The sequence below is a fragment of the Faecalibacterium sp. AM43-5AT genome, assembly GCF_003603345.1.
Taxonomy (GTDB): domain Bacteria; phylum Bacillota; class Clostridia; order Oscillospirales; family Ruminococcaceae; genus Faecalibacterium; species Faecalibacterium taiwanense.
This window is the reverse complement of sequence record NZ_QVGZ01000004.1, coordinates 47099-66421: the sequence shown is the minus strand read 5'-3', so window position 1 is coordinate 66421 and position 19323 is coordinate 47099. Positions and strand designations below refer to the sequence as shown.

At 56.9% G+C, this 19323-nt stretch carries 13 protein-coding genes and 1 tRNA gene; 4 read left to right on the top strand and 10 right to left on the bottom strand.

What is annotated here, in order from left to right; genetic code table 11:
* Positions 1-87: 87 nt before the first annotated feature.
* On the top strand, positions 88-1386 hold the full coding sequence (eno, locus tag DW937_RS06770; protein ID WP_120120503.1) for a phosphopyruvate hydratase: 1299 nt from the start codon (positions 88-90) through the stop codon (positions 1384-1386).
* A 443-nt stretch (positions 1387-1829) separates the two neighbouring features.
* The gene (asnA, locus tag DW937_RS06765) at positions 1830-2843 is read left to right on the top strand and encodes an aspartate--ammonia ligase (protein ID WP_005942692.1); all 1014 of its coding nucleotides are present in this window, start codon (positions 1830-1832) and stop codon (positions 2841-2843) included.
* A gap of 273 nt (positions 2844-3116) precedes the next feature.
* On the opposite strand, the gene DW937_RS06760 is transcribed toward asnA, so the two are convergent.
* The 10 genes from DW937_RS06760 to DW937_RS06710 form a co-directional block, all read right to left on the bottom strand.
* Positions 3117-4682 carry an MFS transporter gene (locus DW937_RS06760; RefSeq protein ID WP_120120502.1) on the bottom strand — a complete coding sequence of 522 codons (1566 nt, stop codon included), beginning with the start codon at positions 4680-4682 and terminating at the stop codon, positions 3117-3119.
* A gap of 97 nt (positions 4683-4779) precedes the next feature.
* Positions 4780-7782, bottom strand: coding sequence for a glycoside hydrolase family 3 protein (locus tag DW937_RS06755; RefSeq protein ID WP_120120501.1), 3003 nt, complete (start codon positions 7780-7782; stop codon positions 4780-4782).
* 53 nt (positions 7783-7835) lie between these two features.
* Entirely contained in the window at positions 7836-9755 is a 1920-nt protein-coding gene (locus DW937_RS06750; RefSeq protein ID WP_120120500.1) for a glycoside hydrolase family 2 TIM barrel-domain containing protein, read from the bottom strand.
* Positions 9756-10016: 261 nt separating this feature from the next.
* Entirely contained in the window at positions 10017-11300 is a 1284-nt protein-coding gene (locus tag DW937_RS06745; RefSeq protein ID WP_120120499.1) for a GHKL domain-containing protein, read from the bottom strand.
* The gene (locus DW937_RS06740) at positions 11297-12007 is read right to left on the bottom strand and encodes a LytTR family DNA-binding domain-containing protein (protein ID WP_120120498.1); all 711 of its coding nucleotides are present in this window, start codon (positions 12005-12007) and stop codon (positions 11297-11299) included. The genes DW937_RS06745 and DW937_RS06740 overlap by 4 nt, the downstream gene beginning before the upstream one ends.
* 418 nt (positions 12008-12425) lie before the next feature.
* Positions 12426-12944 (bottom strand): ClbS/DfsB family four-helix bundle protein, encoded by a 519-nt coding sequence (locus tag DW937_RS06730; RefSeq protein ID WP_112149188.1) that lies wholly within the window; start codon positions 12942-12944, stop codon positions 12426-12428.
* 208 nt (positions 12945-13152) lie between these two features.
* Positions 13153-13398: a hypothetical protein gene (locus tag DW937_RS06725; RefSeq protein WP_120120497.1), complete on the bottom strand. Its 246-nt coding sequence runs from the start codon at positions 13396-13398 to the stop codon at positions 13153-13155.
* 295 nt (positions 13399-13693) lie between these two features.
* Positions 13694-13885, bottom strand: coding sequence for a hypothetical protein (locus DW937_RS06720; RefSeq protein ID WP_120020402.1), 192 nt, complete (start codon positions 13883-13885; stop codon positions 13694-13696).
* A 339-nt stretch (positions 13886-14224) separates the two neighbouring features.
* Positions 14225-14300 (bottom strand) — tRNA-Val (locus DW937_RS06715).
* Positions 14301-14367: 67 nt separating this feature from the next.
* Complete coding sequence (locus DW937_RS06710) at positions 14368-14970, bottom strand: TetR/AcrR family transcriptional regulator (RefSeq protein WP_120120496.1); 603 nt, start codon at positions 14968-14970, stop codon at positions 14368-14370.
* 249 nt (positions 14971-15219) lie between these two features.
* Here DW937_RS06710 and DW937_RS06705 point away from each other — a divergent pair, with 249 nt between their 5' ends.
* Together DW937_RS06705 and DW937_RS06700 are read left to right on the top strand one after the other, a co-directional pair.
* Positions 15220-17319 (top strand): MMPL family transporter, encoded by a 2100-nt coding sequence (locus DW937_RS06705; RefSeq protein WP_120120495.1) that lies wholly within the window; start codon positions 15220-15222, stop codon positions 17317-17319.
* Between the two features lie 7 nt (positions 17320-17326).
* The gene (locus DW937_RS06700; RefSeq protein WP_120120494.1) at positions 17327-19237 is read left to right on the top strand and encodes a hypothetical protein; all 1911 of its coding nucleotides are present in this window, start codon (positions 17327-17329) and stop codon (positions 19235-19237) included.
* The last annotated feature ends 86 nt before the right edge of the window (positions 19238-19323 follow it).

The following is a 19323-nucleotide window of genomic DNA, read 5'->3' as shown; positions in this document are numbered from 1 at the left end:
TTAGACATAACTATCATAATTGGCCGTCACCCGTCTGCCCGCCCCGGGCAGCACAGGGAAGGAAATGATATTCAGGAGGTTTTCGAGATGAACTATCTGGAAATTGAATCTGTTGTAGGCCGCGAGATCCTGGACTCCCGCGGCAACCCCACCGTGGAAGCGGAGATCACGCTGGCCGACGGCACCGTGGCACGCGGCTGCGCACCTTCCGGCGCATCCACTGGTGAGTTTGAAGCTCTGGAGCTGCGGGACGGCGACAAGGGCCGCTATCTGGGCAAGGGCGTGACCAGGGCTGTTGAGAACATCAACACCGTCATTGCTGATGCTGTTGTGGGCATGGATGCCTCCGACATCTACGCCATCGACGCTGCCATGATCAAGGCCGACGGCACCAAAGATAAATCCAATCTGGGCGCAAACGCCATTCTGGCCGTGTCCATTGCCGCCTGCCGTGCAGCCGCTGCTTCTCTGGATATGCCGCTGTACCGCTTTCTGGGCGGTGTGAACGGCAACCGCCTGCCCGTGCCCATGATGAACATTCTGAACGGCGGCGCACACGCCACCAACACGGTGGATACGCAGGAGTTCATGATCATGCCCGTGGGCGCGCCCTCCTTCAAGGAAGCTTTGCGCTGGTGCGCGGAGGTGTTCCACGCTCTGGCTTCCATCCTGAAGGCCAAGGGGCTGGCTACCTCCGTGGGCGATGAGGGCGGCTTTGCCCCCAACCTGTCCAGCGACGAGGAGACCATTGAGACCATTCTGGCCGCCATCGAAAAGGCCGGTTACGTGCCCGGCAAGGACTTCATGCTGGCTATGGATGCCGCGTCCTCCGAGTGGAAGAGCCCCAAGGGCAAGGGCTTCTACAAGCTGCCCAAGGCCGGCACCGAGTTCACCTCCAGCGAGCTGATCGCACACTGGAAGAGTCTGGTGGAAAAGTACCCCATCATCTCCATCGAGGACGGCCTGGATGAAGAGGACTGGGAAGGCTGGCAGGAGATGACCCGCGAGCTGGGCGGCAAGGTCCAGCTGGTGGGCGACGACCTCTTTGTGACCAACACCGAGCGTCTGGCCAAGGGCATCGGGCTGGGTGCAGGCAACGCGATCCTGATCAAGCTGAACCAGATCGGTTCTGTTTCCGAGACGCTGGAGGCCATCAAGATGGCCCACAAGGCCGGTTACACCGCCATCAGCTCTCACCGCTCCGGCGAGACCGAGGACACCACCATTGCCGATCTGGCCGTGGCGCTGAACACCTGCCAGATCAAGACCGGTGCTCCCAGCCGTACCGAGCGTGTTGCAAAGTACAACCAGCTGCTGCGCATTGAGGAGCAGCTGGGCGGCAGCGCCGTTTACCCCGGCATGGCAGCTTTCAACGTAAAGCGCTGAGGCGGTTGGAAACCAATTGATCTTCCGGCACCCGTACTGCTTTTGCAGCGGCACGGGTGCCGTTTTGTTTTCTCCCAATTTTTTCCTGCAATCCGCTGTTCTGCCCAGCCGTATTCCATGCATGCCGGGCATTTTGTCCCGAAATTGCAAAAAAGGAGCAAAACATTCATGTTATCTACTCTGATCTCTCTGTACAAGCTGCTGGGCACCGGCGATTTTGTAAAAGTGCTGCTGATCCTGCTGAAGGGGCTTTTCGGCTGATGCAAAGCCGCCCTTTTCACTGCGGAAACGGGACTGCCTTACCGGCAGCCCCCTTTTTTTGCCTTCTCACTTTACTTTCTTAAAAAAATATGCCATAATGAAACAAGTATTTTCTGGTTCAAAAGCCGTGCCCTGTACTGGGAGATCAGGGCCGGAATCCAATAGAAGAGGGGTATTTTGTTATGAGCAAAACCATCATCCCGGCAAACTATACGCCCGCGCTGAACCTGTACGACACGCAGCGCGCCATTGGTACGGTCAAGCGTCTGTTTGCCGACACCTTGTGCGCCACACTGAACCTGTACCGCGTGTCTGCTCCACTGTTTCTGGAAGCATCCACCGGTCTGAACGACGACCTGAACGGTGTCGAGCGCAAGGTCACCTTTGATATCAAGGAAAGCGGCATTGAGGCACAGGTGGTGCAGTCACTGGCAAAGTGGAAGCGCAAGGCCCTGAAGGACTACGATTTCCGTGTGGGCAAGGGCCTGTACTGCGATATGAACGCTATCCGCCGCGACGAAGATCTGGACAACCTGCACTCCATCTATGTGGATCAGTGGGACTGGGAAAAGGTGATCCGTCTGGAAGACCGCAACGAGGCTTACCTCAAGAGCGTGGTGCGCTCCATCGTGTCCGCTGTCTGCGCCACTGAGATGAACCTGCACGCCATGTTCCCCCAGCTGCAGGAGCTGCCGCTGCACAGCCCCAACGTCACCTTCATCACCACGCAGGAGCTGGAGGACCAGTACCCGGACCTGACCCCGAAGGAGCGTGAGAACGCCTTTGTGAAGGAGCACGGCACCACCTTCCTGATGAAGATCGGCGCTCCGCTGAAGAGCGGTAAGCCCCATGACGGCCGTGCCCCCGACTACGACGACTGGGATCTGAACGGCGACCTGCTGTTCTGGAACGACCCGCTGCAGTGCAGCTATGAGCTGAGCAGCATGGGCATCCGCGTCAGCCCTGAAAGCATGGACAAGCAGCTGACCATGGCTGGCTGCGACGACCGCCGCGCCCTGCCCTTCCACAAGGCCGTACTGAACGGTGAGCTGCCTTACTCCATCGGCGGCGGCATCGGCCAGAGCCGCCTGTGCATGCTGCTGCTGGGCAGCGCCCACATTGGCGAAGTGCAGGCCAGCGTCTGGGACGCAGCCACCCGCGAAGCCTGCGCCAAGGCAGGCATCCCGCTGCTGTAAGCAGGTTTTCCACACAAAGATTCAAAAGGCAGGATACCACCCTCATGGTGGTATCCTGCCTTTGTTCGTTTTTTGCCTGTATCCGCGGAGAAATAGTTCGAGTCCTGTACCACCACCAAACAAAAAATCCCCAGACGAATGTCTGAGGATTTTTTGTGGTGGAGAATTAGGAACTCGAACGCCAGACCCCCTGCGTGGGCAGCAGCGTGCCGCTTGCGCCGGTGACGACAGCCACCTTGCCGGTGAGATCGGTATTCAGTTCCATACAGCGTCTCAGTTCCGGTATTCCGCCGGCAGCTGATCCATGGTCTGCCACTTGTCCATGGCTTCTTCCAGCTTCATGCCCTTGGCCACTGCATCGCGGCGGCAGGCGTTGACAGCCTGGATCTCCTTCATCTTGGCACCGGTCAGGGTGTAGCCCTTCATGGCGATGAGGGTAGCCGCCCATGCCACCATGGGGATGATGCAGAACAGCACGATGACCACCCAGTTCATGCCCGGGGTGTAGGGGTCATACTGGGTGGGCAGGCTCTGCAGGCCCACAAAGCTGACCGCGATGCCCACAACGGTAGCGGACAGGCTGGACACCAGCTTGTCCACCAGACTGAACAGGGTGCCCATGATGCCGGGGATATACTTGCCGCTGCGGTAGGTCTCGTAGTCGGAGCAGTCGGCCACCATGGGGATGGGCATATCGGCGGTGGCGTAGTAAGCACCGTAGCCGATGCCGAAGAAGGCGATGAACAGGATGGTGTACAGGTTGATGGAAAGGCCGTTCTCGCCCAGAATGGACAGTGTGAAGGCATCGCCGCGGCCCCAGAGCAGCAGCAGCACCAGCACGCCCACATAGCACACCAGCGCCACGCTGACGTACTTCATCAGGCTGGCCTTCTGGCCCTCCTTCTGGCTGGTGCGGACGGTGAGCAGGAAGAAGGGCACGCTGCACACATAGCCCAGAACCATCATGGGCAGGTACAGACCATCGTAGTTGCCCATCATGCAGCCGTACAGCATGCACAGCACGGTGGTGTTGGTGGCGATGGAAAGTGCCAGCTTGCAGCCTGCACCGGCCACCATCAGCCGCTGCATGGGATCGTTGTTCTTGATGATCTGGATGTATTCGCTCACTTTGATCTTCTCGGTCTTTTCGCCGCCGATGCCAAAGTACTTGGGCTGATCCTTCTCCCAGATGCCGATGACAGCCAGCAGGGTGAGCAGGATGGAGATGACGATGCCCACCGGAGCCAGCGTGCGGAAGAACCCGGCGGAAGCGTAGCCGCCCTCATAGTTCTTGGCAAGGATGGGGGCAAAGAACTGCATGGCACCCATGCCCAGCAGGCTGCCCACCGTGTTGAAGATGGTGAACAGCGGGCGCTGCTTGGGGTCATTGGTCAGCACGGTCTGGCCGGAGCGGGTGCAGCTGGTCTGGAAGGTGTAGCCGATGACCCACACGGCATACAGGGCAACGAACGCAGCGTAGCGCAGCCCCATGGCACTGGCGGGGATGAGCGGGGTGAGGCAGTACAGCACCAGAATGCTTGCTGCCATGATGAGGTTGCCGATGACCATGAAGGGCCGGAACTTGCCGAACCTGCCGTTGGTGCGGTCCATGAGGGCACCAATGATGGGGTCGGTGACGGCATCGAACAGGCGCATGCCGGTGACCATCACCGAAGCAAACAGCATGCTCAGGGCCAGCACTTTGCTGCCGAAGGTCGCGATGTAGGAAAGCACCAGCACATAGTACACGTTGGTCGCGCCGTTGTTCAGCGGAAACAGCACCAGCTGGTAGGTTTTGGCGCGGTTCACACTCGACGCCGTTGTTTTTTGTTCGCCCATTGCGGTCTCTCCTTTTGTCTTTGATAAAAAGCGGCAGCCCGCCCCGCCTTCGGGGCAGGCTGCCGTAACATGGGGTCAGGGATCGTGCAGACCGGAATTACTTCTGGTCAACAGCAGGAGCGGTGTCTGCCAGCTCCTTCTTGCGCTTGAGGGCCTTGCTCAGCTGCCATGCGCACAGCACGGTCAGCACAGCCAGCACGGCGATCAGTGCGTAGATCGCAGTCTGCCACCAGGGCAGCACGGTCTTGAGCGTATCGCTTGCAGACCAGCCGTTCATGGCGTTGGAGTTGACCACGGTGTACAGGATGTGATGCATTGCATTGCGCATCTGGGTCACGATGTAGGCATCGTTCTCGTAGTTGGCAGCCTTGGTGGTGTGGATCTTGGGCATCGGGCTGTCCCAGATGTCGGAACCGGCGATCAGGCCGTCCACCAGATCCATGTACTGGCTGGAGCCGGAGAAGTCGGTGATGCACATGCCGCGCATGCCCAGCTCCTCACGCAGGAAGCCGTTCAGCAGGTTGGAGTTGGCACCGCACCAGGTTGCGCCCCAGCGGTTGAAGCCGGTCATCACGCACCATGCGCCGCCATCCGTGATGGCCTTATCGGCCACTTCCAGATAGATCTCGCGGGCGGTCTGCTCGTTCAGCCAGGTGTTGACACCACGGCGGCTGGTCTCAGAGTCGTTCAGGGCAACGTGCTTCAGGTAGACGTACACGCCCTTGGACTGGATGCCCTGCACCTCGGCAGCGCAGATGGTGCCGGCCACAAAGGGATCCTCGGCGTAGTACTCGAAGTTACGGCCGGAGTAGGCGGTACGGTGCATGTTGATGCCGGGGCCGTACAGGCCGGAGTAACCCATGGCCAGGCAGTCCTCACCGATGCACTTGCCCACTTCGTTGATCAGGTCCACATTGAAGGTGGCAGCCATGACATCCTCGGAGGTGTAGCACATGGCGGATGCACCGCCGGTCAGGGCAGCGGTCAGGCCCTGCGGGCCGTTCTCGTCCTTGGTAGCGGTTTTGCCGATGGAAGCAGCCGCTGCAGTGTTGTGGAAGCCCAGAGTGATGGTGTTGACCATCTCATCGAAGGTCAGCTGATCCAGCAGGGTCTCCCACTGGGGATCGTCGAAGTCCTTGCCAATCATGGAAGCGAGGGTCAGGCCGTTCTTGGCACCCAGAGTGGGCATCTCGACGCTGTCGGCCTCGGTGCCGTCGTACTGGGTAAAGGCCAGATCTGCAGCCAGCGTTTCGTTGGCGGTCAGAGCTGCAGGCTGGGTGGGAACCGTGCCGGTCCAGTCAGCGCGGCTCATCCAGGTCACGCTGCCGGGAGCATCGCTGCTCTTGTTGGGGTCGGACTCATCAAACAGGTTGGTGATGGCAGTGCCGTTGGTGCTGATTGCATAGGTGGTGGTATCCAGTGCTTCGTTGGTCCACTTCCAGACCAGAGAAGCATCGCCGTCCTCGGTCATGCGGCCATTGGTGCCGGCCACGGTGTAGCCCTTGGCAGCAAGGATGTTGTTGACAGCGTTGTGAGAATCGGTAGCAGCGGTGAAGTAGTAGTCACCGGCATCCAGAATGTAGGTCTTGGCGTTGTTTGCGTCGTAGGTGCGCAGCTCGCTCTTCTTCACAGTGATGGTCACATCCTCGGAAGCGCCGGGAGCCAGCACATCGGTCTTGGCAAAGCCGCACAGCTCTGCAGCGGCCTTCTCGATGCCGTTTGCCTTGTCGTAGTCGGTGTAGGGAGACTGGAAGTAGACCTGCACGGTCTCCTTGCCGGAATAGGTCTTGCCGGTGTTGGTGACCTTCAGGGTGACGGTGAAGGCGTCGTCAGACTCGGTCACATTGAAGTTGCTGTAAGCGAAGGTGGTGTAGCTGTCGCCGTAGCCGAAGGGATAGGCAACGGTGGTGGCCCAGTCATAGTCGCCTGCCTTGGCAGTGCCCATGACCACATCCTCGTAACGGGTCTCGAAGTAGCGGTAGCCCAGATAGATGCCTTCCTGATAGACGCTGTACATGCCCTGCACGTCTGCACCCTCGGTCAGCAGGTTGTACTCTGCTGCGTTGGGGTAGGCCTGGGTGTAGAAGTTGTACATGGCGGGGTTTGCCAGATTGTCGTACAGGTAGGTGTCCACCAGAGAGCCGGAGGGGGTCACAGTGCCGGCAAGCAGCTGGCCCACACCGTTGATGCCGGTCTGGCCCACATCGCCGATCCACATGGCGGCATCAATGCCGTAGTCCTCGCCGCAGATGGCGGGGTTGAGGAAGTCCATCTCCAGTGCGTTGGAGCTGTTGATCAGGACGACGATGGACTTGAAGGTGCCGTTGTCCTTCAGTGCCTTCAGGTTCTTCAGCAGCTCGATCTCTTCTGCGGACAGCTCCAGATAGTTGCCGCTGCCCTCGGAACCGGAGATCCAGCTGTCGTTGGTGCCGTTGGTGCCGCTGGGCAGGTCTGCGCCCTCACCGCCGGAGCGGGAGAACACCACGATGGCAGCATCGCCGTACTCGGCAAAGCTGCTCTCGGCGCTGGACAGTGCGCTCCACGGAGCTTCATTGACAGCGTACTGGGTGTTTGCTTCCAGCGTATCCGAGATGGAGGCCGGGGTAATGCGGCTGTAGTTCTTCATCATGCTGTCGGACTTGTACAGATTCCACAACGTCTGGTTGACTTGAATGCCCTGAGCTTCCAGTGCTTCCTTCAGGTTGGGGGCCTTGCTGGTATCCACGGAACCGGAGCCGGTGCCGCCGTACATCAGATCCACAGAGCCATGGCCGAACAGGCTGACCTTGGCGCTGCCTGCCAGCGGCAGGGCAGCGTTGTCGTTCTTCAGCAGGGCAGCGCCCTCGGCCTCAACGGTGGCGCACAGCTCAGCCTCATAAGCCTCGAGCTCTTCGTCGGAAGCAAAGCCCGCTTTGAAGTATTCGGTATCTTCCGTGGTGTCGCCCTTGATGATCTTATAGGTCGATGCATTCAGAGCAACGTTCAGGGTGGTGGCGTACTGATTTGCGATCATGTTGCCCACGATGGCGGCGATGGTCAGGATCGCCGTCAGCGCAGTGAGCACCGACCACAAACGTACTTTGGGTTTCTTGGGATTCATTGGTTCTCCTCCTTTTCATTTATAACAACCGCCAGACAGCGGGATGTCCTTGGTTATACCCAGTTTGCACTGGTGGAATTGGATTTCTTCAGCTTGTAGCTGGGGTTCGGCTCTGCCACACTGCGGAAGGATGCGGTGTCGATGCAGTCGCCTGCAACGGCCTTCAGCTCCACCTTGCCATGCAGCGGCACGCGGAACTTGAAGATATGCTCGCCGGTCTGCTCTGCCAGTTTTTTGCCGTCCGCATACAGGGCAACGGTGTGCTGGTTGGAGTAGACCTTGACCTCGATCTCCTTCTCGGTGCGGTCGGTGAACCGCTTGGAGCAGATGTGGACGAAGTTTTCCTCACTCCACCATGCTTTATAGAGGTAGAAGCTGTCCTTTTTGGTCTTGCGGTCAAAGGTGACAAGACCCTTGTGGTTCATGCCCGGCTCGCCGCCCTGATCCCGGGCATCCGCTGCAAAATCGAACATGTTCCACACATGGGTCGCCCACAGCCACGGGTGGCGGTCAAAGCACTTCAGCATATACTCGTGGTACTTGGCCTGATATTCCTCGGTGTGGTCGCCCCGGCGGGGGTGGGCACTGTGGAGGTTGGGCATGCCCTCGGCACCGTACTCGGAAAAGCCAAGCGGACGGTTGGGGTACACCAGATGGAAAAAGTCCATCCACAGGTCATTCAGGAACAGGCCCGGCACATACCAGCCCAGATACAGGTTCCAGCTCACCAGATCGGTGATGTGCGCCACCGGGTTGAAGGGGCCGCACACGGCGTAGCAGGCCAGCGTGGTCAGGCGGGTGGGGTCCAGCTTGTGGCACAGCTCGTTGAGCACCCGGTGATTGTCCAGCATATCGGCCTTATCCTTGGTGGAAATGGTGATCTCGTTGGACACGCCCCAGCAGACGATGGAGGGGTGGTTGTAGTTCTGGTGGATGAGCTCTTTCATCTGGCTGATGGTATTTTCCCGGCCATTGGGCAGATGCTCGGAGATGTAGGGGATCTCTGCCCAGACCACCATGCCGTACTGGTCGCACAGGTCGTAGAAATACTGGTCGTGCTGGTAGTGCGCCAGCCGGACGGTGTTTGCACCCAGCTCCCGGATCAGCGCCATGTCCTCATCATGCATCTCCCGGGTGATGGCGTTGCCCAGACCCTTGCGGTCCTGATGGCGGGACACACCGTGAAGGGGATAGGGCCTGCCGTTGAGGAAAAAGCCCTTCTTTGCATCCACAGAGAAGCTGCGCAGGCCCACCTTGGTGGTCACTTCATCCACCGGCTTGCCGTCCTGCAGCAAGCGGACGACACAGGTGTACAGGTATGGGTCCTCCACGCCGTTCCACAGGTGGGGAGCATCCAGATGGAGGAAAGTATTTTCGCCCTCGCCCTTTGCAGCGGTGCGGCCCTCAGCATCCAGCAGCTCCACCGTTACGGTGCCGCTGCCTTCCACCAGCGTTTCCACCCGGATGTCGGCGCTGCCCTCTTTCAGGGTGGGGGTGATCTTCACGCCGGTATCGCCAAAGTGTCCCAGGGCAATGTGGTTTTTGTTCACCACCAGCAGGCTCACATCCCGGTAGATGCCGCCGTAGAAGGTGAAGTCCGCTTTCTGGGGGTAAATGCGGTCGTTGACGCTGTTGTCTACCCGCACCGTGAGCTGGTTCTCTGCCTGCAGCAGCTCCGTGACCTCTGCCCGGAAGGTGGAGTAGCCGCCGTCATGGGTGCAGAGCTGCTGACCGTTCAGCAGCACGGCGGCGCTGGCGTTGACACCCTCGAACTGCAGCCACACCTGCTGCTGTGCCGGGTCGTACACCGGTGCTGCAAAGCGGGTGCAGTAGGTGCAGCAGCCCCGCCAGTAATCGTTGCCGCCGTCCTGACCGTCCTTGGCGTTCCATGTATGGGGCAGCTCTACGGCGGTGGTAACGCCGTTCGGGCCGGTGAACTGCCAGTCCTTCATGAGCTTTGCAATACTACGCATCCGATTCCTCCTGTTTTTGCTGTGGTACAGTGATTTTTTTCGTTTTCTGCTCTTTGTCATTATTTTATCAGAGTGGCCGTATTTCGCAAGATGCGTGCGAAAATCGGTCGTTTTGCGTGCATATTCGGTTTTGGACTGCCAAATGTGAACTGATATATTTGTAAGTTTTTCACAAGCAGATGTATCCAACAAGCCGTAAAAAGAAAACCGCCGCAGTCCTTCCGTTTCCGGAACTTCTGCGGCGGCTGCCGTTTCCTTAACTTATTTTTGCAGCGGAAAGATGATCTTTTCCGCAAAAAACTCGCCCTGCTCTTCCAAGGTCAAAGTGCCTTTGTACTTCTGCACGATGCGCCGGATCACCTTCAGCTCGTATTGTGCAGAGCGGTTTGCCTGCTGTTCCGGCGGGCGCAGCGGGCTGATGATGTTCACCACTACAAAACCCTGCCGCACACAGACCAGCAGATCGATGACCCGGCACTCCGGCCGGGAGGCCTGCACGGAGCTTTCCACGGCGTGATCCAGCGCATTGGCAAACAATGCGTACAGATCCCCCGCTTCAAAAAAGCCCAGACAGCTGCCGTTTGCCACAGCATTCAGCTGGATGCCCCGGGACTCGCACAGCAGGCTCTTCTCGGTCAGCACCACATCCAGAACCTCGTTGCCGGTGTTGCGGTTCGCGTCATACAGGCGGGCCGCGCGCTCGGCCTCATCAATGCGCTCCTGTGGTACCGCTTCGGGCGATAGCTTGCGGAGATTGGCGATCTGCACCTTCAGCTCATGGCAGCGTTTGTTGATGATCTGCACGTTCTGCCGGGCCACCTGATATTGCTGGCGCTGACGCTCGTACAGCAGATTCAGTTCACTCATCTCTTTTTCCATGGCAGACTTCTTGAACAGCTCGCTCTGGAAATACAGCAGGGTGATAAAATAGAACTGCCCGATCAGAATGGTAACGGTAAGGCTCAGCGGAGTCTGTTCGGCGCGGGCATTGTCCAGCACGGCGGCCTGCACCATGAACAGGATGCCAATGAAGAACGCGCTGAACAGCTGCCGGGGCCCGATGTTGTATTCTCCTTTATAAGGAAGCTGCCGTGCCAGCAGGATATACACCGCCGCAAAGAATACCGCCCCGGACAGCAGCTGTACCAGAACCGCCCAAGGGGAAGCCATGTTCAGCGGGTGTCCATACCGGGTAAACTGCAGCTCCAGAAAGCACCAGCCCTCGTAAGCGCACTGCGCGATGAGCAGGCTCCATACTGCGCAGTACAGGGCACCTTTTTTATTGATATCCGTACACAGATAGATCATCCCGCCCAGCAGTGCAAAAAAGGAAACGTAAAGTACCAGCAGCAGGAGCTGCTGCTGCCACAGTGTTGTGGACTGTGCCAGAGGGTCCAGCAGCTGCGCCAGCAAAAGCAGCGGGAACAGCATCCCGCAGGCACGCGCCCAGAAATGGGTGCGATGCCGCAAAGGCAGACAAAAGACCAGCGCCGCGCCCCAGCGCAGCAGCGCCCGGAGCAGGCTGTTCAGCAGGGATGTGGTCACAGCACACCTCCCATGTAGGACGCTACTGCGGTAAGAAAGGCCGTACGCTGCCGTCGGCTGATCTCCAGCCGGTCGTTTCTCACAAGGGCAAAGTCGTTTTCAATGCCCTTAACGTAGGCCAGATTGACCAGATAACATTGGTTGCAGCGGACAAAATGATACTCGGCAAGCTGCTTTTCGGCACTTTGCAGGCTGGCGCGTGCCGCGAACTCTCCTTTGGAGGTATGGTAGTACAGCATCCGGCTGTGGGTCTCCAGATAATAGATATCAGCGGTATCCAGCAGCTGGATGCCGCCGCCCGCCAGCTGCAGCACAACCTGCCCGCCTCTGCGCCGCTGCACCCGCTGGATGGCGCGGGAAAGCTTGGTGCAGAACTGATAATAGTTCACCGGCTTCAGCACATAATCCAGTGCATCTACCTCGTAGCCCCGGATGGCATACTGTGCCATGTTGGTCACAAAGACCAGCACCACATCCGCATCCACGGCCCGGATGGCTTCGGCCGCTCCAAAACCGTCCAGCCGTGGCATCTCCACGTCCATAAAAATAATGTCGAATCCCGGCGTATAGTGCTCTGCGATCTCGGCACCGTCTGTGATGAGACTGATCTCCACCTGCAGGCCCTGCTCCTGCGCATATTGCCGGACGAACCGGTTCAGGCTTTCCCGTGTTTCTTCCTGATCCTCTACGATCGCAATTTTGAACATCCTGCACCCACCTTCTCTCTGCGTCTGATCGCCGTATGGCTCTTTTTATTGAAACACACTTTTCTATGAAATGCAATGGAAAACCTTGCGGGGAAAACAGATGCGGTTCCCATCCTGTACCGCCCCCCCACAAATAAAAAATCCCCAGACAGCCGTCTGAGGACTTTTGCGGCAGTGCACTGCCAAGGGCAGGCGAACCTGGATTTATTCCAGATACTGCGGCAGATTCCACGTACCTCGCAGCACACGGTGGATTTCCACGCTCTTGCTTTCATCGTTGACGCGATAGAACACCAGACGGGACATCTCCTGTCAGGAATATTGCATCACAAAATGACTACGGGCGCAAGGCTGATGATTCTTGTTGGGGCGTGCGGAGCCCCAAACCCTGCTGGAAACGAGTACGGCAAACTGGAAGTTATAGTGCTATCTTTTTCCATTTTCTAATCTTAGTTCTGAATGTTCCGAACGGAGCAACCGTGTTAACATGTATAAACTTGTATACTTCCCAGACTGCTGTTTTGGTTGATTCATCGGCCCACTTTCTCATATGTGGCTCGAATAACTCTTCGTCGCTTAATGAGTCAATCATTTCATAAATCGAATTAATATTCTCTCTCAGCATATCTTTCAACTCCTGCAACGACAGATAAGCATATGTATCTGTAAACCATTGATATAATTCGCCAAGCTGATTCCACTTGAAATCATCCGAAGGAGTCTTGACATGAAGGCCATTTCTTTCGTCTGATTCCCATTTAAGAACAAGAGTTGTCCAGCCAACCTGGTAAGCAAGATTTTCTGCTGGAGTTCTGTCAACTTCCTCAACTCTCTTATCTTTTAATGATTCCGGAATAATATCAAATTCTGAAATGTACTTTGCAAAACTTTTATTTATCTCGTTCTTAAGTTCATCTTTATTCTCGTATGTTCTCACTAGTCTATCTCCTCAAATTCCGATTTGTTGAACTAAGCCGAGTATATCACACCCGCCAAGTAAAGAACACTCCCGATAAAGTGAAATTTGCAGGCTGGAAAGCGCAGAGCCGCCCTGTTCGAGCCCTGTACCGTCCACCAAAACAAAAAGACCCGACTCGAATGAGTCGGGTTGTTTTGGTGGAGCATTGTCCACAGCACTCGAAACTTTATGCAGGCATCTCGTTGCTGCGTTCGGTGCGCTTCAAGCCAAGAAATGGCAGAACATCTGCGCGTTTCAACCCCTGCTCATGAGCTTTTCTGAGTTGATACTCATGCAGGGCGATGCTGTCCAGCAAATCACGCTGATTCTGGGAAGCTGCATAATAGTCCACACCGAACCGTTTGCAGACAGCGCTGAGCTGGTCAAGCATTTCAATGGCCGTAGAGGACATCCGTTTGACTTCAATATCCATAGCAAGAACACCTTTCAGGAGAGATAACGAAACTGCGGAAAATTTTCAAGAATGTCGATGGAAAACATAGCAGGCAAGAATCGTCCCGTGGCCACAAATTTTCAATTTTTGAAAATTTTCTGCCCATCCGGGACTGCACTTCTGCAACGCTCTCGCGTTTTTGAAGTGGCCCTTGTCGGGGCAAGGCCCCTCCATCTTGCTGGCGCAAGACCGGGCTGCCGCTCAAACGCCCCACTGGGGCGTTTGTTGCTACGCAACCGCGGTCCTGTTGGGGCGTGTCTGCCCCAAACCCTGCTTAGTAGTAACTATAATACGGCATACAAACTGCAACCAGAATAAACAGGCTGACCGCCGCAGCCAAAGCATACTTCAAATCATTTGGACCATCTTTGACCGTTTCCCGAATTGCGAAAAGCAAAGAAAACACAAAGACAAAGGGGAAAATCCACCAGATTTTCACAAAGACACGCATAACCAAAAAATCCATCTTTAGCTCCTTTCAGCCTTTTTATTTCAGTGTGGCGATACCATTTTCTGAGCCGAGTATACCATACCGCCAACCGAAAGACTACCCCCTATATGCCAGAACTTTCCCTTTTTCCTGCGTACGTGCGTACGGACTGTGTACGGACGTACGCAGAGATTGACCTAAAACGCGCAATATGGGGATGCCGAAGAAAAAGGCAGGACACCACCGCCATGGTGATACCCTGCCTTTCCTCGTTCTTGCTTACCGTTCTGCGTACTCCCGCCGTAGAACTTCCTGTAAACAAAAAACGTACCCGAACCCTTTTTCATAAAGAATCGGGTTCGAGTACGAACTGTTTGGTGGACGGTACAGGACTCGAACCTGTGACCTCCTGCACGTCAAGCAGATGCTCTACCAGCTGAGCTAACCGTCCATAAGTCATATCGACTTGAATAGTTTACCACAGCCTGTGCAAAAAAGCAATACTTTTCTGCGATTTTTTATTTTTCCACCTTCAGCGACCTGCGGACGATATCGTACAGCACCGGCTTCATGGCTTCAATATCATCGGGTTTGCCCTCCAGCACGCTGGAATAGCACACCGACATGCACATGCTGCCCAATGCCGTGATGCGCTGGTAGATCTCCCGCTCGGTGCGGCCGGCCATTTCCGGGCTGGTCAGCACCACATTCAGCAGCTTGCGCATCAGCGGCTCGGCTTCGCGGCTGGCCTCGATCTGATCCAGCCCCGGCCATATGAAGTTGTGCTCCAGAAACTTGAGCACCAGCGTATCCTTCCGCAGCGCTTCGATGATATGGTCGATCACCGCCACCATCTTGTCCGGGAAGTTTTCGAGCTCTGTCTGCTTTTCCACCGCTTCGCACGCGTTGCTCAGCAGCTGGTAGCTCACCCGGCCCAGCAGCGCCTGCATCACCGCACCTTTATCCTGAAAATACAGATAAAAGGTGCCCTTGGCCACCTTGGCCCGGCTGGTGATGTCCTCCACACTGGTTTTTGCGGCACCTCGCTCCAGAAACAAATCATAGGCTGCCTCCAGCAGTGCCCGGCGCTTCTCCTGCTTTTTGCCCTCCACGGTACCCATTTTTCCTGACGATTCCTCTTTTCCTCTTGTTTTCTCTCGCTCATTCGTGCTGTCTCAATTATTTTAGCAGTCCTTTTCCGATAGTGCAAGTCCAAAAAGCTATACAATTTCAGGCAGTTGATAAGAAAACTGACTTTTGGTCATTTTTGTACTTGACACCCGGTTTGTCATGGTTATAATAGTGTTTGCTTGGAAATGACCACCAGTCATTTTGATAAGATTTTTAACCATTTTCTATGGAGGGTTCTCATGAAAAAGATCGCACAGGGCATTGTGCGGCTGCGCAAGCTGATCCTGACAGTAGCATTCCTGCTGTTGATCCCTTCCGCAATCGGCGCAATTGCTACCCGCATCAACTATGACATCCTCACCTACCTGCCGCAGGATCTGGACTCCATGATCGGCGAGGTAGCCCTTGAGGACGATTTCCATTTGGCCTCCACCGGTATGATCACGGTAGAAGGCTTACCCACAAACGAACTGATCGCCATGAAGAAGGACATCGAGGCTGTTCCCGGCGTCACCCAGACCTTCTGGCTCAGCGATGTGATCGACCCCAGCATCCCCACCGAGATGCTGCCCGCCGATGTGCAGCAGTTCATGTTCGGCAAGAACGATTCCACCATGCTGATCGTCCGCTTTGACGCCCCCAGCGCCAGCGACGAGACCATGGAAGCCGTCGCTCAGATCGAAAAGCTGCTGCGCAAGGACTGCTTCTTCGGCGGTATGAGCGTCATCCTGCAGGACACCAAGGCACTGGTCAATCAGGAAATGCCCATGTACATCCTGATCGCCGTGGGTGCCAGCCTTCTGGTGCTGTTCCTTTCGCTGGAAAGCACCATCACCCCGCTGCTGTTCATGCTGGGTCTTTTGTTCCCCATTGCGTACAACTTCGGCACCAACATCTTTCTGGGCCAGATCAGCTACATCACCGAAGCACTGGCCACCGTGCTGCAGCTGGGTGTCACGATGGACTTCTCCATCTTCCTGCTGCACCGCTATCAGGAAGAGAAGGAGCTGCGCTCTTCCAATGAGGAGGCCATGTCCAGCGCCATCTGCAAGACCATGACTTCCATCTCTGCTTCCAGCCTGACCACAATCGCGGGCTTCCTTGCACTGTGTGCCATGCGCCTGACGCTGGGCCGCGATATCGGCCTTGTCATGGCAAAGGGCGTTGCCCTCGGTGTCATCTGCACCGTGGTCATCCTGCCCTCCCTGATCCTTACCTTTGATAAATGGGTGGAAAAGTACAAGCACCGCACCGTGATCCCCAAGCTGAAAAAGCTCAGCTATTTTGTTTCCAATCACTCGGTGCCCATCGTGGTTATCTTTATCCTCATCCTCATCCCCTTTGTCATCGCGCAGAACAAGACCGAGGTCTACTACACTCTGTTCGACTCCCTGCCGCAGGATCTGACCGGCATCGTGGGAACCAACAAGCTGGGCGAGGACTTCGGCATGACCACCAGCCACTTCATTCTGGTGCATGACGACCTGACTGCCACCGAGGTGAGCGACCTGTGCGATGAACTCAAGGACGTGGATGGCATTACGCAGGTCGTGAGTCTGGATTCCATCACCGGCCCGGGCTTCCAGACCGAGCTGCTGCCCGACAGCATCATGGAGATCCTGCAGTCCGGCGGCTACAAGCTGATTTTGGCCAACAGCTCCTATAAGACCGGCACGGATGCCATCAACAGCCAGCTCACCGAGATGATCGACCTCATCAAGACCTTTGACCCCGAGGGCGTCATCACCGGCGAGGGTGCCATGACGAAAGACCTGATCGAAGTGGCAGACGTAGACTTCAAGAACGTCAACGTCTGGTCCATCATGGCCGTTCTGGTCATCATCGCCGTTTCCTTCAAGAGCATTTCCATCCCGGCGTTGCTGGTGGCCAGCATTGAAGCCGCCATCGCCATCAACATGGGCATCCCGTACTTCACCGGTACGCAGCTGCCCTTCATTGCAAGCATCGTCATCGGCACCATCCAGCTGGGTGCTACCGTGGACTACTCCATCCTGATGACCACCCGTTACCACGAAGAGCGCGCTTTTGGCCGCACCCCGAAGGAAGCCGCCCAGCAGTCGCTGGAGCACTGCAGCCAGTCCATCCTGACCAGCGGCCTGACCTTCTTTGCCGCCACCGTCGGTGTGGCTGCCATCAGTAAGATGGAGTTGCTGAAGAGCATCTGCCTGCTGATCTCCCGCGGCGCACTGATCAGCATGGTGGTCATTCTGGTGGTGCTGCCCGCAGCCCTGATGCTGTGCGACTGGATCATCCGCCACACCACCCTCAAGTGGATGGTACCCGAATCCGCCAACGCCAAGAAGTCTGAAAAGGAGTAATTACGTTATGAAAAAATCGCTTCGTTTCGCCAGTGCGGCGCTGGCTCTCACCCTCGCCGCAGGCTGTGCAATGCCCGCATTTGCAGCTGGTAAGAGCAGCTTTTCCAAATCCGAGACCGTCTATGCTGTGATGAACGGCGACGGCTCCATCAAGAGCACCACCGTCAGCGAGCACCTGTACAGCGCCTCCGGCCTTGCAAACGTCACCGACAAGACCACCCTGACCGACATCCAGAACACTGAGAGCGATGCCGAGTTCACCCAGAACGGGGAAGAGCTGGTGTGGAACACCAACGACACCGATGTTTACTACAAGGGCAATACCGACAAGGCCCTGCCCATCGATGTGAAGGTGACCTACGCTCTGGACGGTCAGGAAGCCGCCCTTGAGGACATCATTGGCAAGAGCGGCCAACTGACTGTGACCGTCAACCTGAAGAACAACGAGACCGGCACCGTGAACGTGAACGGCAAGGACCGCACCATCGTCACTCCGCTGATCACCGCTGTGGGTGTCATTCTGGGCGGGGATGCTTCCAACGTGACCGCAGAACACGGTATGATCGAAAGCGCCGCCAAAAGCAGCGTTGCCGCCTTTGTCACCCTGCCGGGCGTGAAGGATTCCCTGTCCGGCCTGCTGCCCGATGAGGTGGACAGCATCGAAGACTATCTGCAGGACACCGTGACTGTGGAAGCCGATGTGGAAGACTTTACCTGCCCGCAGGTTATGGTGGCCTGCGCTACCAGCACGGCCGCTCTGGGCACGAGCAACGTGTTCGACCTGAGCAGCATCAACGACCTGACCGACGGCATCAACCAGTTGAACGATGCCATGAGCCAGCTCATGGACGGCGCTTCCCAGCTGGTGGACGGCACCTCTCAGCTGGCAAACGGTGTTCTGGCCCTGCTGGATGGTGCCAACACCCTGAACAACGGCGCTGCCGCTCTGGACGACGGCCTTGGCCAGCTGACCAACGGTCTGGACACCCTGAGCGCCAACAATGCAGCACTGAACGCCGGTGCGCAGCAGGTGGCTGACGGTGTGCTGGCTTCTGCCAACAAGACCCTGAAGGAAGGCGGCCTGATCGACGAGGACATGACATGGTCGAACTACGAGGCTGTGATCGACAACATCCTCACCATGAACGAGAAGACCCTCGCTGCCGGACGCCGCAAGATCGTGCGCACCGTGTGGGAACAGGCTCCCAGCTTCAAGGACAGCCAGCTGGATCTGGCCCTGTATCTGTCTGCGACCAAGACGAACCACGATTTGGAAGCAGCCCTCAAGCTGATGCAGAACTACGACCCCTCCATGCTGTGCGGTCTGGTACAGCTGCTGACCAGCGAGGATGCCAAGAACACTGCAAAGGCCGAGCTGAAGTATCAGGTGGAGAACAGTCAGGATATGGCCGATGTCCGCGCCCTGAAGACCAGCCTTTCTCAGATCCAGTTCTTTGTTTCCAGCGTGAACCAGTACACCGCAGGCGTGCAGACCGCTGCGGACGGTGCCCACTCCGCAAAGGATGGCAGCGCACAGCTGGCTGCAGGCACCAAGACCCTGTATGACGGAGTGAACACCCTGAACACCGGTGCAGGTCAGTTGAATGACGGCGCAGGCCGGCTGAACGACGGTCTGAACCAGTTCAACGAGGAAGGCATCTCCAAGCTGACCGGCGCGCTGGATCAGGATCAGCTCCATGGCCTGAAGACCGTGCTGGACGAGATGACCGACCGCCTGAACGACTACACCAGCTTTGCCGGTGCACCGGATGATGCCGAGAGCAGCGTCAAGTTCGTCTATAAGACCGCTGAAACCGTGGCCGCTGCCGACACCACTGCAGCCGAGACTGAGACGGTGAAGGAAGGCAATATCTTTACCCGCCTGTGGCAGCGCATCGTGAACCTGTTCAAGTTCTGATAAGACATCTTCGAGAATTCATGTTGAACCTCTTTTCATAGAGAAGGGGCTGCTGCAAAACAGCCCCAACGAAAAAATGAGATAGA